The organism is Aeromonas veronii, assembly GCA_041319085.1.
In the GTDB taxonomy this organism is placed as follows: domain Bacteria; phylum Pseudomonadota; class Gammaproteobacteria; order Enterobacterales; family Aeromonadaceae; genus Aeromonas; species Aeromonas veronii_F.
Map to the genome: position 1 here is coordinate 3763661 of CP101033.1, position 18725 is coordinate 3782385.

Below are 18725 nucleotides of genomic sequence, written 5' to 3' on the forward strand. Positions count from 1 at the left end.
AGCAAAATTCTTAGAACTCGCCACGCAGCCAGTTGCTAACCCGTTTGACCAGGCCACCGACGCTTGCCTTGGCGGCATATTCTTTGTTGCTACCGGTGGTTTGATGGGTGCGGCCATATTGCAGCAACCCGACCGCAGTCGAGTACACCGGTGCCTGCACGTAATCACTCAAACCACGTATGTTCATGGGCTCTCCCACCCGGACCTGGCTTTGGAAGATCTGCTCTGCACACTCCACAATGCCTTCAATCTGGGCAGCGCCGCCGGTCAAGACCACACCGGCTGCCAGCTGATGCTTGACCCCCTGCGCCTTCAACTCGTTCTGTACCCGCACCAGCTCATCATTCACCATGGAGAGCAACTCGGTGTAACGGGGTTCAATCACTTCAGCCAGTGTCTGCCGTTGCAGGCTGCGCGCCGGGCGACCGCCGACACTGGGCACTTCAATATTGTCTTCCTTGCTGACCAGTCGGCCGAGGGCGCAGCCGTAGCGTACCTTGATCGCTTCTGCGTCGAGCGGCGGCGTACCGAAGGCGTAGGCGATGTCGCTGGTGACCGTGCTGCCAGCGTAAGGGATCACCTTGGTGTGGCGCAGGGCGCCGCCGGTAAACAGCGACATATCCATGGTGCCGCCACCGATGTCCACGACACAGACACCCAGCTCCTTCTCGTCTTCAGTCAACACGGCATAGCTGGAGGCCAGCGCGGAGAATATCAGTTGATCCACCCGCAAGCCGACCTTCTCCACACACTTCTCAATGTTGCGGGCCATGTCGTTGTGGCAGGTGATCAAGTGAACCTTGGCCGCCATCCGCACACCGGAGAGCCCCACCGGATTCTTGATCCCTTCCTGATAATCGATGGCGAACTCCTGGGGCAGCACGTGCAGCACGCGCAGCTCGTCGGAGAGGCGAACCGACTTGGCGGTATGGATCACGTTGTCCACATCCTCCTGGGTCACCTCTTCATCGGAGATGGGCACCATACCGGTCTCGTTACGGCAGTCGATATGCTTGCCGGACAACCCCAGATAGACCGAGCTGATCTGGCAATCTGCCATCATCTCGGCCTCTTCCACCGCACGGCGCAGTGACTTGACCACGGAGTCGAGGTCATTGACCCCGCCCTTCTCCATTCCGCGGGAAGCGTGACTGCCCATACCGATGACGTTCAATTCACCGTCCGGCAATACTTCCCCGACCAGAACCGCCACTTTGGTTGTGCCGATATCCAGTCCGACAATCAAATTCCTATCTGCGGTGTTGGTCATGCACGTTCTCTTCGCTCTTCTTCCAGCCAACTGCCATTCCGGTGTCGTATCGAAGATCCACGTAGGCAACTTGCGCACGGGGTTCGATAACCGGGAAGGCATCGATAAACCGCTGCAACCGGAGCGCAATGTCATTGCGTCCCAGGAACAGCTTGATATTGCCATCCAGGGTCAGTTCCCAGGCATGGCGAGGGGTCAAATTCACCCCCTGCAATGTGTATCCCTTGGCAGCGAGTTGCGACTCGTACTGCCGACTCTCTTTCAACACCCGGGCAGCCTGGTCATCTGGCCCTGACAACTGCAACAGCGGCGTCTTGACCCGATCCGGGGCAGTGAATACCTTGCCCTTGGTGTTGACGAAGCGGTTGCCATTCCAGCGCGCCGCTACATCCTGTTCTGTCAGGTAGATCTTGAGTTTGTTCGGCCACTTCTTTCGTACCGAAACCTGAGCTACCCATGGCAGGGCATTGAGCCGTGCCTGCAATTCATTGACATCCAACTCGAAGAAGTTGCGCAGCTCGACGCCATCCAGCACCGCCACCCGCAGCTCTTCGGTTTCCAAATACTGGTGTTGCCCCTGCAGCAACAGCTCGCTCATGGGCAACCGGTTGGCATCTGTCAACCAACCTTTAACATCCAGCGCCGTCCGGTAGCAGCCCCATATCACCAGCAGGAAAAACACTACGCCAGCGATGAAGCTACCCTTGGTGCGCCCCTGTGCCCTTGCCTCCACCCGATCGATCCCCGTGTCACGCGCTAAACCGGCCTTTGACAGACCGGCTCGCCATTATATAGGCCCCGGCTTGGCGGTCAAAATACTCATTGGGCCCTCAGGCGCCAGATTTCATGCTATCTATGCTCAATTTCATCTCTCCGAGACGACGGGCCAGTGCCCCGACGTTCCCGGCACCTTGAGTCAGCACCAAATCCCCCTCGCCAATCAGGTCGGCCAGCACGGCTGGCACGTCATCTGGCGTAGCGACGAAGATGGGTTCCAGGTTACCGCGCGAGCGAATGGAGCGGCACAGTGCCCGTCCATCAGCACCCGGGATCGGCTCCTCACCGGCAGCATAAACCTCCAGCATCACCAGCACATCTACCTTGGAGAGCACATCGGCGAAGTCCTCGTAGAGGTCGCGGGTGCGGGTATAACGGTGCGGCTGGAACACCATCACCAGGCGTTTTTCGGGCCAACCGGCACGGGCGGCGTTGATGGTGACCTTCACTTCACTCGGGTGGTGGCCATAATCGTCCACCAGCATCGCCTTGCCGCAACCCGTTTCAAACTCACCATACTGCTGGAAGCGGCGGCCAACCCCTTCAAATTTGGCCAGCGCAGCGATAATAGCTTCATCACTGACACCATCCTCTGTCGCGACAGCTATCGCCGCTGCGGCGTTCAACGCGTTGTGAATCCCCGGCAAATTGAGGGTGACCTGCAATTCACCCGCCTCTTTACGGCGAACCCGGAAACTGCAGTGGTTGGTGGTCTGGACAAAATCCAGCACCTGCACGTCGGCCTCGTCAGCGAGACCGTAGGTCAGGGTCGGGCGGGCAATCTCCGGCAACATGCCACGGATCACCGGATCATCAATGCAGACCACCGCCAGCCCGTAGAAGGGCAGATTGTGCAGAAACTCGATGAAGGTGGCCTTCAGTTTGGAGAAGTCACCGCCGTAGGTATCCATGTGATCCGCTTCGATGTTGGTCACGATAGAGACCATCGGCTGCAGATGCAGGAAAGAGGCATCGCTCTCATCCGCCTCGGCAATCAGATAGCGGCTGTTACCCAGACGAGCATTGGTCCCGGCGCTGTTGAGCAGACCACCGATGACGAAGGTCGGGTCACGGTCAGCTTCGGCATAGATGCTCGCCACCAGACTGGTGGTGGTGGTCTTGCCGTGGGTACCGGCGATGGCGATGCCATGACGGAAACGCATCAGCTCGGCCAGCATCTCGGCGCGGCGCACCACCGGGATCCGCAGTTCGCGGGCAGCCAGCAGCTCCGGGTTGTCCTGCTTGATGGCGGTAGAGACCACCACCACGCTGGCACCCTCGACGTGCTCGGCACTGTGACCGACGAAGATGTGGGCGCCCAATCCGGCCAACCGCTCGGTCACGGCGTTGCGAGCCAGATCAGAACCCGTTACCTGATACCCTTCGTTGGCAAGCACTTCGGCGATCCCGCCCATACCGGCACCACCGATGCCGATAAAGTGGATGCGACGCACGCGGCGCATTTCGGGGATCACAGTACGCAGTTTTGCCAGTTCAACCTTGGTCATAATCGTCTCTTTAGTCTGCCGCAGGCCATGTGCCGGCAACGCGCGGCTGCACGGCGGCATCAATACATACAGGTACAAGGCTGCCCGGAGTCACCGCTGCAACCTTGCTCATCAATCTTTACCACGCTGCCCTGTTGCGAGCTGTTTGCACTCATCCGCAACCCGCTCGGCCGCATCGGTGATGGCGACGCGGCGCGCCGCTTTCGCCATGTTAAACAGGGTCTCCCTGCGCCCAGCCAGCCAGGTCAAACGCGCCGCCAGTGAGGCGGTGTTCAGCTCGGACTGGGGCAGAAACTCGGCCGCACCGCCGTCGACCAGGGTCAGGGCGTTACGGGTCTGGTGATCATCCACCGCATGGGGCAGCGGCACGAAAATGGCAGCCACACCGGCGGCAGCCACTTCGGAAACGGTCAGCGCACCGGCACGGCAGACCACCAGGTCGGCCCAGGCGTAGGCACTGGCCATATCCTTGATAAATTCGCTCACCTCGGCATGGATGCCGTGCTGGGCATAGGCAGCAGACACTGTCTCGGCATTGCCATTGCCACACTGGTGACGCACGTCAATGGGCACGCCGGCCGTCGCCACCGCAGCAGGCACCTGCTCGTTGAGCACCCGGGCCCCCAGACTGCCGCCGACAATCAGCAGATGCAGCGGCTCACTGCTGCTGCGTAGTTGCGGATCCGGCAGGGCAACCACTTCGGGGCGCACCGGATTACCCACCACGGCGGTACGACGGCTCGGCGCGAAGGCGCCCGGAAATGCCATCAGCACCCGCTTGGCGATACGGGCCAGCAGCTTGTTGGTCATGCCGGCAGCGGCATTCTGCTCATGGAGCAGCAACGGGATACCGGAGAACCAGGCCGCCACACCACCCGGGCCGGAGGCAAAACCGCCCATACCGAGCACCACATCAGGGCGAACGGTTTTGAGTACCTGACGCGCCTGCAGGATCGATTTGACGATGCGATAGGGCGCAACCAGCAGTCGTTTGATGCCGTTGCCACGTACTCCCTGAATATCGATGAAGGAGATGGGATAACCGTGGGCGGGCACCAGCTCCGCCTCCATTCGGTCGGCAGTGCCGAGCCAGTGGACAGTCCAGCCCTGGGCCTTCAGGCGATCGGCCACGGCCAGACCGGGGAACACATGTCCCCCAGTACCACCGGCCATCACCAACAGAGTCTTGCTCACTAAACCTCCCGCACACGCGCCTGGGCTGTCGCCTGACGCAACTCAAAATCGATTCGAATCAACATGCTCACCGCCACCGCCATGATGATGAGACTGGAGCCACCGTAACTCACCAGCGGCAGGGTCAAGCCCTTGGTCGGCATCATGCCGCTGGCTGCGCCGACGTTGACGAAGGTCTGGAAGCTGAACCAGATGCCGATGCCGATGGCCAGATAGCCGTCATAGAGCCGCTCTGCCGCCAGCGCGCGATGCCCCAGCTTGAGCGCCTTGATCGCCAGCGCAAAAATCAGGAACAGGGCGCCCAGCACCCCAACGTAACCCAACTCTTCGCCGAGGATCGCAAACACGAAGTCGGTGTGCGCTTCCGGCAGGTACTCCATCTTCTGGATAGAGTTGCCAAGCCCTTCGCCAAACCAGCTGCCACGACCAAAGGCCATCAGCGACTGGGTCAACTGGTAGCCGCTGCCGAACGGATCGGCCCAGGGGTCCATAAAGGCGGTCACCCGCCGCATCCGGTAAGGCTCGACGATGATCAGCATTACCACGGCACCGACGCCGGCACCGATCAGGGTCACGAACTGGCCCAGCCGGGCACCGGCCAGAAACAGCATCCCGAACGAGGTAACGAACATCACCACGGTGGAACCCAGGTCAGGCTGCAGCAACAACAGGACGGCCAGCACCCCGAACACCGCCAGCGGCTTGAGGAAGCCGAGCCAGGCTTCACGCACCTCGTTCTGGCGCCGCACCAGATAACCCGCCAGATAGACAAACAGCGCCAGCTTACCGAATTCGGCAGGCTGCAGGTTGAACGGGCCGAGCGGCAACCAGCGTACCGCGCCGTTGACGTTGCGCCCCACCAGCAACACCAGCACCAGCATCAGAACGGCCAGCAGCAGCATGGGGCCATTGTGTTCCTGCCAGCGCGCCATCGGCACCTGCAGCACAAACCAGGAGATACCCAGCGCCATCATCAGAAACAGGGCGTGACGCTTCACGAACATGAAGGGATCATCCCCCAGCGCAATCCCTTCGGGGATCGATGCCGAGGCTACGATGACCACCCCAACGGCCATCAGGGAGAGCGCCAGCAGTACCAACTGCCGATCGTAGAGACCGGCAGGACGTGCCGGTAACAGCCAACGCTGCAAGAAGCCTGCGACTGCGCGAAGGGCGTTCATAACGTTTGTACCATCTCGGTGAAGCGATCGCCGCGCACCTCGAACGACTTGAACTGATCGAGGCTGGCACAGGCCGGCGCCAGCAGTACCCAGTCACCAGGCCGGGCATCTGCCGCCGCCTTGGCGACCGCGGCGGCCAGATCGGCCACCCGTTCGGTCTGCTCGCCCAGCGCCAGCAGCACGTCGGCATCCTGACCGAAGCAGTACATGTGATCGATCTGGTTGCCCAGCAGCGCCTGGATGGGGCCAAAATCCTGCCCCTTGCCCTGACCACCGGCCAGCAGCAACAGGCGCCCCTTGACCGACTCGCGCACCCCGGCCACGGCAGCCAGCGTGGCCCCCACGTTGGTGGCCTTGGAGTCGTTGATCCAGCGCACCCCGTTCACCTCGCGCACGAAACGGGCACGATGGGGCAAGCCCTCGAAACGGCGCAGCACGGTGAGCTGGGCCGCGCGGGGAATGCCGACCGCATCGCACAGTGCCATGGCGGCCAGCGCATTGGCCTGATTGTGGGCACCAACGATTTTCATCTCATCCACCGCCAGCAGCGGTTCGCCGTGCAGGGTCAGCCAGTAGCGGCCATCCAGCAGGCAGCGGCCATAGCCATTGCAGTCGAGGCCAAAGCTCTGCCATACCTGACCCACATCGGGCAGGGTCTGAGGGTCGTCGCGATTGACCAGAATGTGTTGCGAATGCTGATGGATCTCCATCTTGGCGGCGCGATAGTCGGCCATACCCTGATAGCGATCCATGTGATCTTCGGAGAGGTTCAGCACCACGGACGCGGCAGCACGCAGGCTGTAAGTGGTCTCGAGCTGGAAGCTGGAGAGCTCCAGCACGCAGAGATCCATCGGCTGCTTGAGCAAGTCCAGCGCCGGTGTGCCGATATTGCCGCCCACACCAACATTAAGTCCGGCTTCAGCCATCATCTCGCCGACCAGGGTGGTGACTGTGCTCTTGCCGTTGGAGCCGGTGATGGCGATGACTGGGGCCTGGGTCTCGCGGACAAACAGTTCGATATCCCCGATGATCTGCACGCCACGCTCGGCGGCGGCTTTCAGTTCGGGGGTCGCCAGCGCGATGCCGGGGCTCACGACGATCATGTGCGCCTGCTTGAGCAGTGCCTCGTCGAGCCCATGGTTCAACGCCACCTCAGGCGGCAGTTGATCCTTGCCGGGCGGGTTGGCGCGGGTATCCATCACCAGTGGCGTCACGCCACGGCCGAGGAAGTAATCGACACAGGAGAGTCCGGTTTTGCCCAATCCGATAATGATGACCATGGCCTTACCTCACCTTCAGGGTGGCAAGACCCAGCAGCACCAGCACCAGGGTAATGATCCAGAAGCGCACAATGACGCGCGGCTCCGGCCAGCCCTTCTTCTCGTAGTGGTGATGGATCGGCGCCATGCGGAAGATCCGCACGCCGCGCAGTTTGTAGGAACCCACCTGCAGGATCACCGAGACGGTCTCCATCACGAAGACGCCGCCCATGATCACCAGCAGAAACTCCTGACGCACCAGCACGGCGATGGTGCCAAGCGCGCCGCCCAGCGCCAGGGAACCGACGTCCCCCATGAAGACCTGGGCTGGATAGGTGTTGAACCAGAGGAAACCCAGACCCGCCCCGACGATGGCGGTACAGACGATCACCAGCTCGGAGGTATAGGGCACATAGGGAATGTGCAGGTAGCTGGCAAAGTTAACGTTACCGGTGGCCCACGCAATGAAGGCAAAACCGCCCGCCACCATTACGGTCGGCATGATGGCCAGGCCGTCGAGACCGTCGGTCAGGTTGACCGCGTTGGAGGTACCGACGATGACAAAGTAGGTCAGCACGATAAACATCAGGCCAAGCTGCGGCATCACATCCTTGAGGAAGGGCACTACCAGCTGGGTCTGACCCTCGTGGGTGGCGGTCGTATAGAGGAACACCGCCACCGCCAGCGCTACCGCAGACTGCCAGAAGTACTTCCAGCGCGCGATCAGGCCGTCGGTATTCTTGCGCACCACCTTGAGGTAATCATCGGCAAAGCCGATGGCTCCGTAGGCGCCAAGCACGAACAGCACCAGCCAGACATAGGGGTTGTCGAGGCGGCACCAGAGCAGCACAGAAGTGAAAATCGCCGCAATGATCATCAGGCCACCCATGGTCGGGGTGCCACGCTTGCTGAGGTGAGACTCGGGACCGTCGTTGCGGATCACCTGACCGAATTTCAGGATCTGCAGGCGGCGGATCAGCCGCGGCCCCATCCAGAGCGCAACCCCCAGTCCGGTGATGATCGACAGGATGGCGCGAAACGTCAGGTAGGAGAAGACGTTGAAGAAGGTGAAGTGCGGGGTGAGCAGTTCGGCCAGCCAGACTAGCATGTGGCTGACTCCTGATGGCCTTTGACCATCTCGACGATATCTTCCATGCGGGAGCCACGGGCCCCCTTGACCAGAATCGACATTTCCTGATGTGTATCTATCATTTGCGCAAGCACTTCAAACAACGACGCCTTGTTATCGAAATGTCGGCCCGCCGCGGCATCTGCGGTGTGGCGACTCTCTTCTCCCACTGTCAGCACGGCATCCAGGCCGCGCTCGCGGGCATGACGGCCAACCCGGGCGTGTTGCTCGGCAGACTCCTCACCCAGTTCCCGCATATCACCGAACACCAGCACCTTGAAGCCGCCCATGGCGGTCAGGGTATCGATGCCCGCCAGCACGGATTCCACGCTGGCATTGTAGGTATCATCCACCAGGGTCAGACCGCCCCAGCGCTGTACACAGAAGCGCCCCTTGACCGGCGCCATCTGCTCCAGCCCCGCCTTGACGGAATCGAGGGATGCGCCGAGGGCCAGACAGCCTGCGGCGGCAGCCAGTGCATTGGCCACGTTGTGGCGACCCGGGATCGCCAGAGTCAGGCTCAGCTCGCCCCGCGGGGTCACCATCACGAACTCGGCACAGCCTTGCTCGTTGAGCGCCATGTCGCGCGCGTGGAACGGCTGGCTCTGATCTTCGATGGAGAAGGCGCAGCGAATGCCGCGTTCGCGCCACTTCGGCCAGAATTCGTTGTCGGCGTTGACGATGGCGGTGCCACCATCACGCAAGCCCTCAAAAATCTCGCTCTTGGCGTGGAACACCCCTTCCAGCGAACCAAAGCCCTCCAGATGAGCCGCGGCCACGTTGTTGATGATGGCGGCATCGGGTTTGGCCAGCGAGGTGGTCCAGGCGATCTCGCCCGGATGGTTGGCACCCAGCTCCATCACTGCGAACTTGTGTTGCGGTTCGAGGCGCAGCAAGGTGAGCGGCACGCCCACCTCATTGTTGAAGTTGCCAGCGGTGGCCAGCACTTCCCCTTCATTGCGCAGGATGGCGGTCGCCATCTCCTTCACCGTGGTCTTGCCACAGCTGCCGGTAATGGCCAGCACTTTCGGATTGAAGCGCTCACGCACCAGCTTGCCGAGACGGCCCAGCCCCTTGAGGCTATCGGCCACCACCAGCTGGGGGATGGCCAGCGGCAATTCACGCTCGACCAGCAAGGCAGAGGCGCCAGCCTGAACAGCCTGCTCGCAAAAATCGTGGGCATCGAAGCGCTCGCCGCGCAGGGCAACGAACAGGGCACCCGCGCCCAGAGTGCGGGTGTCGGTACTGACAGCGGTGATCTCGCCATCGTCACCAATCAGGCGGGCATCGAGTACCTGCGCCAGCTCGGCAAGCCTGAGGGTCATCATGTGAATGACTCCAATAATGTGTGCAAGGCGGCCGCGACGGTTTCCCGGTCGCTGTAGTGCCGCTTGTCGGTTCCAATGATCTGATAATCCTCGTGACCCTTACCGGCCACCAGAATGATGTCCTGTTTGCTCGCCTGACCGATGGCCAGCGCAATAGCCTTGACCCGGTCGTGCTCCACCTGCACCGCAGCAGGATCGCGAAGACCCGCCACCATGTCGGCCATGATCCGGGCCGGCTCCTCGGTACGGGGATTGTCGTCGGTCAGGATCACACGATCCGCATACTGTTCAGCCATGGCAGCCATCATGGGGCGCTTGCCGCGATCGCGATCGCCACCACAGCCAACCAGACACCAGAGCTGGCCTGTGCAGTGCACCCGCAGGGCCTGCAATGCCTTCTCCAGCGCATCCGGGGTGTGGGCGTAATCGACCACAGCCAGCGGCGTATCGCCACCGCCAAAACACTCCATGCGCCCGGTCACCGGCTGCAATTTCGGGGCAGTTGCCAGCAGCTCATCGAAGTCATAGCCGAGTACCAGCATGACTCCCATCGCCGCCAGCACATTGCTGACGTTGAAGCGCCCGAGCAAGGGGGCGGATAATACACCATTCCCCCAGCTGGAGTTAATCTGCGCGCGAAAACCTTGTTGATGAAAATCGAGCTGCCACGCCGTTAATTGACGGCCAAAATGGTGTTCAATCGGGCCATTTACGCTGAAGGCCACCGCAGCCGGGTATTTTTCGAGCCACTTGGCACCCAACTCGTCATCATGGTTGATCACCGCATTCGACTCATCGACCAGCTGCAGCAGCTGCTCCTTGGCGGCGCCATAGGCTTCCATGGTGCCGTGATAGTCGAGGTGATCCCGGCTCAGGTTGGTGAAAACGGCAGCGGCAAACGGCAGTGCGGCAACACGGTGCTGCACCAGACCGTGGCTGGAGACCTCCATCGCCACCAGATCCGCCCCCTGCGCTTGCAGCGCAGCCAGATTGGCTTGCACCTGCACGGCGCTGCCGGTGGTGTTTTCCGCTTCGATCAGATGGCCAAACAGGCCGTTGCCGATGGTGCCCATCACACCTGCCTTGCCACCCAGCAGGGAGCGCCAGTTGGCGACCAGCAACGCAGTAGTGCTCTTGCCATTGGTGCCGGTGATCCCGACCAGCGCCAGTTTTTTGGCTGGTTGATCGTAGAAATAGCCGGAGAGCGCAGAGAGGTGAGCGGGCAGATCCCGCATCCCGATACAGGGAACCGGGGTCGATGGCGGGATAAATTCACCATCCTCCTCAAACACAACAGCGGTCGCCCCCTGAGCCACCGCCTGTTCGATAAACCGTCTGCCATCCACCTGATGGCCACGAATGGCCACGAAGAGAGAACCGGGGCCGACCCGCCGACTATCCAGCTGGATATCGGTCAGGGTGAGCGCCGGCGCCTGGATACCGAAGGGGCGCAGTAATGCATCAAGTACGCGGGACTCATGTGCGCGGGACAAGGGAAGCCTCCGTACGGGCAAGTTTGACGGGCACCGCGGGCGGCACTGCATCTGGACGAATATTGAAGAGCTGCAATACCCCGCCCATGGCCTCGGCAAACGGTGGGGTCGCCACGGCACCGCCATAGTAGGCGCTACCTTTTGGCTCGTTAATCACCACCACCATGACGAAACGGGGGTCACTGGCAGGCGCGAAACCGGCAAACCAGGCCATGTAATCCTTGCCGTAGCCACCGGCAACGGCGACCTTGGCAGTACCACTCTTGCCGCCGACCCGATAGCCCGGGACCTTGGCTTTTGGAATGGCGTTGTCGACCACATACTCCAGCGCCTGCAACATGGCAGAGGCGTTGTTGTGGTCGATCACCTGCTCCCCCTTGGGCGGCTTGGTCACCTTGACGATGGAGAGTGGCACCCGTTTGCCCTTGTTGGCCAGGGTCGCGTAGGCGGAAGCCAGCTGCAGCGGGGTGACCCGCAGGCCATAACCGAACGAGAGGGTCGCCCGCTCGATATCGGACCAGCGGCGACGCTGGGGCAGCATGCCGCTGCTCTCGCCCATCAGCCCGCTGCCGGTATCCATGCCGAAACCGAACATGCTGAGGGTGTTGATCATCTCCTGCGCCGGCATCCGCAGCGCGATGCGCGACATACCGATGTTGGAGGAGTAGCGCAAAATGTCGTAGAGGTTGGTCGCCCGATGGATACTGACGTCCTTGATCTGCTTGGCGCCGATAAAGAGTGGCCCGCCCTGGATGGTATCTTTCCAACTGGTCACACCAGCCTGCAAGGCACTGAGCAAAATCAATGGCTTGACGGTAGAACCCGGCTCGTAGGTATCGGTCACCACCCGGTTGCGTACCCGGAAACTCTGATACTGGCCGCGGTTGTTCGGGTTGTAGGAGGGGGTGTTGACCATGGCGAGCACTTCGCCGCTCTTGATATCCAGCATCACCATGGAGCCGGAGGTCGCCTTGTTCTCGTCGGTTGCCCGCTTGAGCGCGCGGTAGGCCAATGCCTGCACCCGCTGATCGATACTGAGCTGCAGGTCGTTGGCGTTCTTGCCCTCTTTGACGATGCCAAGCCGCTCGATGACCCGTCCCTGCCTGTCCTTGCGCACCCGCATTTCGCCGGGCGTCGCGGTCAGCCACTCGTTGTAACTGCGCTCAATCCCTTCAATACCGCTGCCATCGATGTTGGTCACCCCCACCAGATGGGCGCTGATCTCGCCGGCCGGGTAGAAGCGGCGCGCTTCGGGGCGCAGGTAGATGCCACCCAGCTTGAGACCCTTGATATATTCCGCCACCGCAGGGGTCACCTGACGCTGCAGATAGACGAAGCGCTTGCTGGGGTTGGCGATGCGGTGCTTGAGGGTATTGATGTCGAGCTTGAGCACGGCGGAGAGCGCCAGCCAGGCTCGCTCATTATTGATGGCGCCGGATTCGTGGACGGTCTTGGGATCGGCCCAGACCGCTTCGACCGGTACCGAGACCGCCAGCTGCTCACCATTGCGATCGGTGATCATGCCACGCACCGCCTGAGTGGAGGTGGTACGCAGGGAGCGCATATCCCCCTCCTGACGCAGACGATCCGGATTGATCACCTGGATCCAGGCCAGACGAAGGATCAGACCCACAAACGCGATGCCGATGAACACCGCAAGCGTACGAAAGCGCCACGGATAGATCGATGGCGCTTTGACCGTCGCTTTAGCAGCTTTGGCTGCAACCTTGCGTTTCATGGTTGGGTAATGACCTTTTCGGTGGTCACCAGCGGGCGACCCATCTGCAACTTGTCCATCGCCAGACTCGCCACCCGGGAGTGTTCAGCCAGGGTACCCTGCTCGAGCAGCAGATGGCGCCATTCGATATTGAGGCGGTCCTCTTCTGCCATCAGATCGTTCTGGTCGGCAGTCAGACCACGGGTCATGTTGGTCACCAGAATCACGGCAAACGCGGTCACCAGCACGGCAACCGACAGAAAAATCTGCAATTTGTGCCGCCAGAGATCACTGATGATCTCCTTGGCCAGATGAACACGCTCTTCGCTCATCGTTTACTCCGCCAGCCGCTGCGCAACACGCAGCACCGAACTGCGTGACCGGCTGTTTTCAGATACTTCGTGATCTGAAGGCTTGAGTGCCTTGCCGACCGACTTCAATTTGCGACCGCCAGCCAGCTCGGCCTCGGTCAACGGAATGCCGTAAGGCACTTCCGGCCCCTTCTCGTGCTTGCGGATGAAATGCTTCACCAATCGGTCTTCCAGCGAATGGAAGCTGATCACTGACAGGCGGCCATGGGGTGCCAGCACCTCCAGTGCACCGTTGAGCGCGGTTTCGATCTCGTCCAGCTCGCTGTTGATATAGATGCGAATGGCCTGAAAGCTGCGGGTTGCCGCATGCTTTCCCTTCTCCTTGCTCGGATTGACCCGGGCAATCATCTCCGCCAGCTGACGGGTTCGCACGTAAGGTTCGGTCACGCGGTCGTGCACAATGGCGCGGGCGATCTTCTTGGCAAAACGCTCCTCACCGAAGGTCTTCAGCACCCAGGCAATGTCGTCCACATCGGCCCTGGCCAGCCACTCGGCGGCGCTCTGGCCGGAGGTGGGGTCCATCCGCATATCGAGCGGACCATCTTTCATAAAGCTGAAACCCCGCTCGGCATCATCCAGCTGGGGTGAAGAGACCCCCAGATCCAGCAGGAAGCCATCCACCTTGCCCAACAAACCGCGCTCATCCAGATAGGAGGCGATGCCGGAGAAGGGGCCGTGCACGATTTCGAAACGGGGATCCTGGATCTTGGCCGCTTCGGCGATCGCCTGCGGGTCGCGGTCGATGGCGATCAGGCGGCCATTGGGGCCAAGGTGCTGCAGGATCAGACGAGAATGACCACCACGGCCAAAAGTACCGTCGACGTAAACACCGTCCGGCTTGATGGCCAGACCGTCAACGGCTTCGTGCAGCAGCACTGTGATGTGTTCAGCGGCTTGGGGCATTTATAAAGAGAAATCCTGTAGTCGTGGTGAGCTTGCCCAATCGTCCCCGGGCAGACCCAAGATGTCGTCATTGACCTGTTGTTGCCAGCGGGCTTCATCCCACAACTCAAACTTGTTGAGCTGGCCCACCAGCATGATTTTCTTGTCTAGCCCCGCATGGTTGCGCAGTGGCTGGCTGAGCAGCAGACGACCATTGCCATCCAGCTCGCATTCGGTTGCATGTCCCAGCAGCAGTCGCTGCAAACGGCGCTCTTGCGGATTCATGCTGGAAAGAGTCTTGAGCTTGCGTTCAACCTCTTCCCATTCATTCAGGGGATAAAGCAGCAGACAAGGATGGGCAATATCGATGGTGCAGACCAGCTGGCCGTCGCGCTCGGAGCGCAGCCAATCACGGAATTTGGTCGGAATAGCCAGCCGCCCTTTACTGTCCAGGCTGATGGCATGAGCGCCACGCAACAAATTACAGTCCCTGAAGGTGAGTGACCAGGCAGATTGCCCCTCTATAAACCACTTTGATCCACTTTTCCCCACCTTGAAGTTTAAGGACGTGCAGGGAGCTTTTCAAGCAAGGAGATGTGGCATAGGGAACATATTGACGCAGCGATTGCGGACCGCAGATTGAGTGAGTTGATTTTCCACAAGTTATTTGGCGTTAAACGCTGGTGATTAATTGAAATAAGTGAATTAACTGAGAACATGCACAATATGCGGGTGCGAACAACCAACCAGTCATCCTGTGTCCTGTCGCCATCCATCGCTGCCATTGCACTAAGCACGAAGCTATTCAATTGATTTAAAACATATAATTTCATTCAACATGGTAAGACAAAAATTATCCGACCAACGAAGCCATATTTTCTCATGCATAAAAAAGAGCCCCGCGAAAAATCGCGGGGCTCTTCGGAATGAGGTCGGAGTCGGCCTGTAAGCCGGGTTCTGTACCGGGTTGCCCCGGGTAGCAATCATTCCTCTAGGCCAGCAATCGCTCACTGGCTCAAGCAACCTACCCGCCCCCAACGCGGGCCGCGCCAATAGGGGCCTATTTGGTCTTGCTTCGGGTGGAGTTTACCGTGCCACGAACTGTTGCCAGTCGCGCGGTGCGCTCTTACCGCACCCTTTCACCCTTACCTGATCCCTTGCGGGCCATCGGCGGTTTGCTCTCTGTTGCACTGGTCGTAGGCTCACGCCCCCCAGGCGTTACCTGGCACCCTGCCCTATGAAGCCCGGACTTTCCTCCCCTCCGCCCGTCTGTCCCGAGGGACACAACGACGAAGCAGCGATTGCCCAGCCAACTCCGAGGCGCGGATTATAGCCTTGCGATACGCACGGGGTAAACCGGCAATTCCCGTTTACAGCCATTTATCGCGCTTTGGCCCCCGTTTACGGGCTGAATGCTTGTCGGCACGGCGGAACGCGCTGGCCAGAAAACAGTCTGCTGACCTATTTCACCGGCTCAATAGTGCTCGAGACCGTATTTGTAGAGGGCATTTTTCTTCACACCATGGATCTCGGCGGTCAGGGCGGCCGCTTTTTTCAGTGGCAACTCGGTCACCAGCAGCCCCAAAGTACGGATCGCCTCGGCCGGCAACTCCTCTTCATTCTTAGAGGCGCCAGCCACCACCAGCACGATCTCGCCGCGGCAGCGGTTGTCATCTTCACCGAGCCAGGTCAGCATTTCAGAGGCTGGCAGACCGTGGATCGACTCAAAGGTCTTGGTCAGTTCACGACACACCACCACCTGACGCTCGCCGAGAATGCGAGCAATCGCTTCCACGGTATCCTGCACCCGGCGCGGTGATTCGTAGAACACCAGCGAGCGGGTGTCTTCGATAACGGCTTGCAGACGATCGTCGCGTCCCTTGCTCTTGGCGGGCAAGAAACCTTCAAAGGCAAAGCGATCGGTGGGCAGACCGGCCGCGCTCAGGGCGGTAATGGCGGCGCAGGGGCCGGGCAGCGGCACCACCTTGACCCCGGCGTCGCGACAGCGGGTGACCAAGTGATAACCGGGATCGCTGATAAGCGGGGTGCCGGCATCGGAGACCAGCGCGATACGCTTGCCCTCTTTGATCCGGCCGATCAGCACATCGGCCTTCTGCTGCTCGTTGTGATCGTGCAGGGCGAAGGTTGGCACCGAGATTTGGTAGTGGCTGAGCAGGATGCCGGTATGACGGGTATCTTCGGCTGCCACCAGATCGACACTGCGTAAAATGTCCAATGCACGCTGGGTGATGTCCGCCAGATTGCCGATCGGAGTGGGGACTATATACAGGGTTGGGATGTCACTCATGGGATCTCCGAGTGCCCCGACAATTGTGTCTCCATATTGGCCCGTTTACACTATGGGGAACTTCAACACTGGTCGGGGAATGAACTTGAACCGGGTTACAAAGCAGCTAAGTGTATCACGACTCTTCGGCATCATACTCGCGGCAGTACTGCTCGCCGCCTGTGCGTCGGAGCCCAATCAACCGTCAGGGCAGTCAGGCATGCCCTCTGCGTTCTCCAATCTGACCAAGAATGCCCAGTGGTATCTTGAGCAGGTGGACCCGGCCAAGCCGGCCGAAGCCTTTACCTGGCAAATGCTGGCGGCACGCAGCTACCTGGCGCTGGGTCAGGCCAAACCGGCCTCGGCACTGTTCCAGCAACTGCAGAAGCAGGCAAAGGATCCCGTCCAGAAGACGCAGTTGCAACTGTTGCAAGCCCATCTGTTGCTGGCGCAGGGCCACGCCAATCAGGCGCTGATCCTGTTGGAAGGCAAACCCGAGGTGGTGCTGGATGCCGATACCCAGAAGGATTGGTATCGCCAGCGCGTGGTGCTGCAGCTCGACATCAACAACAAGTTTGGCGCAGCCAAGTCGCTGATTGCACTGGAGCCCTACCTCAATCAGAGCGAGCAGGCGACCAATCATCAGCAGATCTGGTCGTTGCTCAAAAGCATGACCCCCTCCACCCTGCAAGCACTGGAAGAGGCACCGGCCCCTGATGTGACCACCGGTTGGTTGCGACTGGCGGCACTGGTCAACGAGTTTGGCGCCCAGCCGAACCTGCTGGCCCGGCAGCTGGCTGGCTGGAAACGCGACTTCCCCAACCATCCGGCCCAAAAGGATATGCCGGCAGGATTGGGCGATCTGGCGGCCACTGCCAGCACCTCGGTGCAGCAGATCGCGGTGCTACTGCCCCTCTCCGGCAATCTGGAACTGCAGGGCACCGCCATCCGCAACGGTATGCTGATGTCCTACAAGGAGAATCAGGGACAATTTACCCTGAACTTCTACGACACCCAGAGCAAGTCGACCGGCGATCTTTACAAGCAGGCGATTCAGGAAGGGGCAGACATGATCATCGGCCCGCTGCTGAAAGACCGGGTCGAGGAGCTGCTCAAAGCCAATCCGACCGTGCCGGTACTGGCGCTCAACGAGCTGGACCAGCCGGTCGTCAACGACACTACCTACTACTTCTCCCTCTCTGCCGCCGCAGATGCAGCCCAGGCAGCCCAGTACCTCTACACACAGGGCTACCGCAAGCCGCTGCTGATCGCCGCCCAGGGGCGGATCGGTTACAGCAGTATCAAGGCGTTTGAACAGAGCTGGGCCAACCTGAGCCAGGATAAGCCGGTCGTCGCCACCTTCGGTGCCCGCAACGAAGTGCAGGGAATGGTCAAGAATGCCCTCAGCGGCCGCTCTACCGCCCGGGCAGGCGAAGTGGTGCAGCTCTCTGATGCCGCGCCCCGCAGCATCGATGCCGTTTATGTGGTGGCCAACAGCCTGGAAACCCGGATGATCAAGCCCTACGTGGATGTCTCGGTCAATCCGATGGGCAGCCTGCCCATCTACACCAGCGCCCGTGGCTACGACAGCGCCGCCACCGAGGTCGCCACCGAGCTCAACGGCATGCATATCGCCGATATGCCGCTACTGCTTGGCGGTTACGAGAAGCAGCGTGAGCAGATTGCCCTGCTCTGGCCGCAGACCCAGGGTGACCTGCTGCGTCTGTTTGCCATGGGCTACGATGCCGTCAGCCTGGCAGAGAACCTGCAGCAGATGCGCAAGGTGGGCGGCATGCAGCAGGCCGGCATGAGCGGTCAGCTGAGCGTGGATGCCAAGGGCAATATCATACGGATGCTGAGCTGGGGTACTTACCAGAACGGCAAACTGGTCGATGAGAACGCCGTTCAGCAGTTGGAGAAGCCTTCCAATGAAGGAACTATGGAAACGGATGCGCCAGCAGCTACCGAATCTGTTCCCCTCACCAACGAGCAAGGGACAACACTTTGAACACATCGCTGAACGCTGGTTGCAGGCCCGGGGCCTGCAACCGGTAGCTCGCAACTACCGTTGTCGTGGTGGTGAAATAGACCTCATCATGCACCAGGGCCAGACCTTGGTGTTTGTTGAGGTGCGCTACCGTGCCACCGGCAGCCATGGCGGGGCCGCCAGCTCGGTCACCCGCAGCAAACAACACAAGATCATGCTGGCAGCGCGCCACTATTTGAAGCAACATGCCATCAACGAGGCCAACCAGGCCTGCCGATTCGATGTGATTGCGTTCGAGGGCGACCAGCCAGCCTGGATCCAGAACGCATTTTAAGAGGACCC

General features: G+C 60.6%; 16 protein-coding genes and 1 other RNA gene. 2 read left to right on the forward strand and 15 right to left on the reverse strand.

All coding sequences use genetic code 11. The annotated features are described in order from the left end of the window. Positions 1-10: 10 nt before the first annotated feature. The 15 genes from ftsA to rsmI all read right to left on the reverse strand — a co-directional run bounded on the left by ftsA (position 11) and on the right by rsmI (position 16417). Positions 11-1270 (reverse strand): cell division protein FtsA, encoded by a 1260-nt coding sequence (gene ftsA / locus NMD14_17890; GenBank protein ID XEI32563.1) that lies wholly within the window; start codon positions 1268-1270, stop codon positions 11-13. Further along, a complete protein-coding gene (locus NMD14_17895) occupies positions 1251-2003 on the reverse strand; it encodes a cell division protein FtsQ/DivIB (GenBank protein ID XEI32564.1) in 753 nt (250 codons plus the stop codon). The genes ftsA and NMD14_17895 overlap by 20 nt, the downstream gene beginning before the upstream one ends. 97 nt (positions 2004-2100) lie before the next feature. After that, positions 2101-3555, reverse strand: a complete 1455-nt coding sequence (gene murC / locus NMD14_17900; GenBank protein ID XEI32565.1) for a UDP-N-acetylmuramate--L-alanine ligase — start codon at positions 3553-3555, stop codon at positions 2101-2103. A gap of 111 nt (positions 3556-3666) precedes the next feature. Beyond that, positions 3667-4749, reverse strand: coding sequence for an undecaprenyldiphospho-muramoylpentapeptide beta-N-acetylglucosaminyltransferase (gene murG, locus NMD14_17905; protein ID XEI32566.1), 1083 nt, complete (start codon positions 4747-4749; stop codon positions 3667-3669). After that, positions 4749-5930: a cell division protein FtsW gene (gene ftsW, locus NMD14_17910; protein XEI32567.1), complete on the reverse strand. Its 1182-nt coding sequence runs from the start codon at positions 5928-5930 to the stop codon at positions 4749-4751. The genes murG and ftsW overlap by 1 nt, the downstream gene beginning before the upstream one ends. After that, entirely contained in the window at positions 5927-7210 is a 1284-nt protein-coding gene (murD, locus tag NMD14_17915) for a UDP-N-acetylmuramoyl-L-alanine--D-glutamate ligase (GenBank protein XEI32568.1), read from the reverse strand. The genes ftsW and murD overlap by 4 nt, the downstream gene beginning before the upstream one ends. A 4-nt stretch (positions 7211-7214) precedes the next feature. Beyond that, complete coding sequence (mraY, locus tag NMD14_17920; GenBank protein XEI32569.1) at positions 7215-8297, reverse strand: phospho-N-acetylmuramoyl-pentapeptide-transferase; 1083 nt, start codon at positions 8295-8297, stop codon at positions 7215-7217. Continuing rightward, complete coding sequence (gene murF, locus NMD14_17925; GenBank protein ID XEI32570.1) at positions 8291-9646, reverse strand: UDP-N-acetylmuramoyl-tripeptide--D-alanyl-D-alanine ligase; 1356 nt, start codon at positions 9644-9646, stop codon at positions 8291-8293. Before murF ends, mraY begins: the two co-directional genes overlap by 7 nt. After that, positions 9643-11139 carry a UDP-N-acetylmuramoyl-L-alanyl-D-glutamate--2,6-diaminopimelate ligase gene (gene murE / locus NMD14_17930; protein ID XEI32571.1) on the reverse strand — a complete coding sequence of 499 codons (1497 nt, stop codon included), beginning with the start codon at positions 11137-11139 and terminating at the stop codon, positions 9643-9645. Before murE ends, murF begins: the two co-directional genes overlap by 4 nt. Beyond that, a complete protein-coding gene (locus NMD14_17935; GenBank protein ID XEI32572.1) occupies positions 11123-12877 on the reverse strand; it encodes a penicillin-binding transpeptidase domain-containing protein in 1755 nt (584 codons plus the stop codon). Before NMD14_17935 ends, murE begins: the two co-directional genes overlap by 17 nt. Further along, entirely contained in the window at positions 12874-13188 is a 315-nt protein-coding gene (gene ftsL, locus NMD14_17940) for a cell division protein FtsL (protein ID XEI32573.1), read from the reverse strand. Before ftsL ends, NMD14_17935 begins: the two co-directional genes overlap by 4 nt. A 3-nt stretch (positions 13189-13191) precedes the next feature. After that, positions 13192-14130 (reverse strand): 16S rRNA (cytosine(1402)-N(4))-methyltransferase RsmH, encoded by a 939-nt coding sequence (gene rsmH, locus NMD14_17945; GenBank protein XEI32574.1) that lies wholly within the window; start codon positions 14128-14130, stop codon positions 13192-13194. Next, complete coding sequence (gene mraZ, locus NMD14_17950) at positions 14131-14589, reverse strand: division/cell wall cluster transcriptional repressor MraZ (GenBank protein ID XEI32575.1); 459 nt, start codon at positions 14587-14589, stop codon at positions 14131-14133. Between the two features lie 450 nt (positions 14590-15039). Continuing rightward, positions 15040-15426: RNase P RNA component class A (gene rnpB / locus NMD14_17955), an RNA gene on the reverse strand. 157 nt (positions 15427-15583) lie between these two features. Further along, complete coding sequence (gene rsmI, locus NMD14_17960; protein ID XEI32576.1) at positions 15584-16417, reverse strand: 16S rRNA (cytidine(1402)-2'-O)-methyltransferase; 834 nt, start codon at positions 16415-16417, stop codon at positions 15584-15586. 199 nt (positions 16418-16616) lie between these two features. Here rsmI and NMD14_17965 point away from each other — a divergent pair, with 199 nt between their 5' ends. Then, complete coding sequence (locus NMD14_17965) at positions 16617-18404, forward strand: penicillin-binding protein activator (protein XEI32577.1); 1788 nt, start codon at positions 16617-16619, stop codon at positions 18402-18404. Next, positions 18346-18717, forward strand: a complete 372-nt coding sequence (locus tag NMD14_17970; GenBank protein XEI32578.1) for a YraN family protein — start codon at positions 18346-18348, stop codon at positions 18715-18717. The genes NMD14_17965 and NMD14_17970 overlap by 59 nt, the downstream gene beginning before the upstream one ends. Positions 18718-18725 lie beyond the last annotated feature (8 nt).

What these genes read in the sequence shown, in the direction of transcription:
- ftsA (XEI32563.1), bottom strand. Translation starts at nt 1,270, where the DNA reads ATGACCAACACCGCAGATAGGAATTTGATTGTCGGACTGGATATCGGC.
- murC (XEI32565.1), bottom strand. Translation starts at nt 3,555, where the DNA reads ATGACCAAGGTTGAACTGGCAAAACTGCGTACTGTGATCCCCGAAATG.
- ftsW (XEI32567.1), bottom strand. Translation starts at nt 5,930, where the DNA reads ATGAACGCCCTTCGCGCAGTCGCAGGCTTCTTGCAGCGTTGGCTGTTA.
- murD (XEI32568.1), bottom strand. Translation starts at nt 7,210, where the DNA reads ATGGTCATCATTATCGGATTGGGCAAAACCGGACTCTCCTGTGTCGAT.
- mraY (XEI32569.1), bottom strand. Translation starts at nt 8,297, where the DNA reads ATGCTAGTCTGGCTGGCCGAACTGCTCACCCCGCACTTCACCTTCTTC.
- murF (XEI32570.1), bottom strand. Translation starts at nt 9,646, where the DNA reads ATGATGACCCTCAGGCTTGCCGAGCTGGCGCAGGTACTCGATGCCCGC.
- NMD14_17935 (XEI32572.1), bottom strand. Translation starts at nt 12,877, where the DNA reads ATGAAACGCAAGGTTGCAGCCAAAGCTGCTAAAGCGACGGTCAAAGCG.
- ftsL (XEI32573.1), bottom strand. Translation starts at nt 13,188, where the DNA reads ATGAGCGAAGAGCGTGTTCATCTGGCCAAGGAGATCATCAGTGATCTC.
- rsmH (XEI32574.1), bottom strand. Translation starts at nt 14,130, where the DNA reads ATGCCCCAAGCCGCTGAACACATCACAGTGCTGCTGCACGAAGCCGTT.
- rsmI (XEI32576.1), bottom strand. Translation starts at nt 16,417, where the DNA reads ATGAGTGACATCCCAACCCTGTATATAGTCCCCACTCCGATCGGCAAT.
- NMD14_17965 (XEI32577.1), top strand. Translation starts at nt 16,617, where the DNA reads ATGCCCTCTGCGTTCTCCAATCTGACCAAGAATGCCCAGTGGTATCTT.
- NMD14_17970 (XEI32578.1), top strand. Translation starts at nt 18,346, where the DNA reads ATGCGCCAGCAGCTACCGAATCTGTTCCCCTCACCAACGAGCAAGGGA.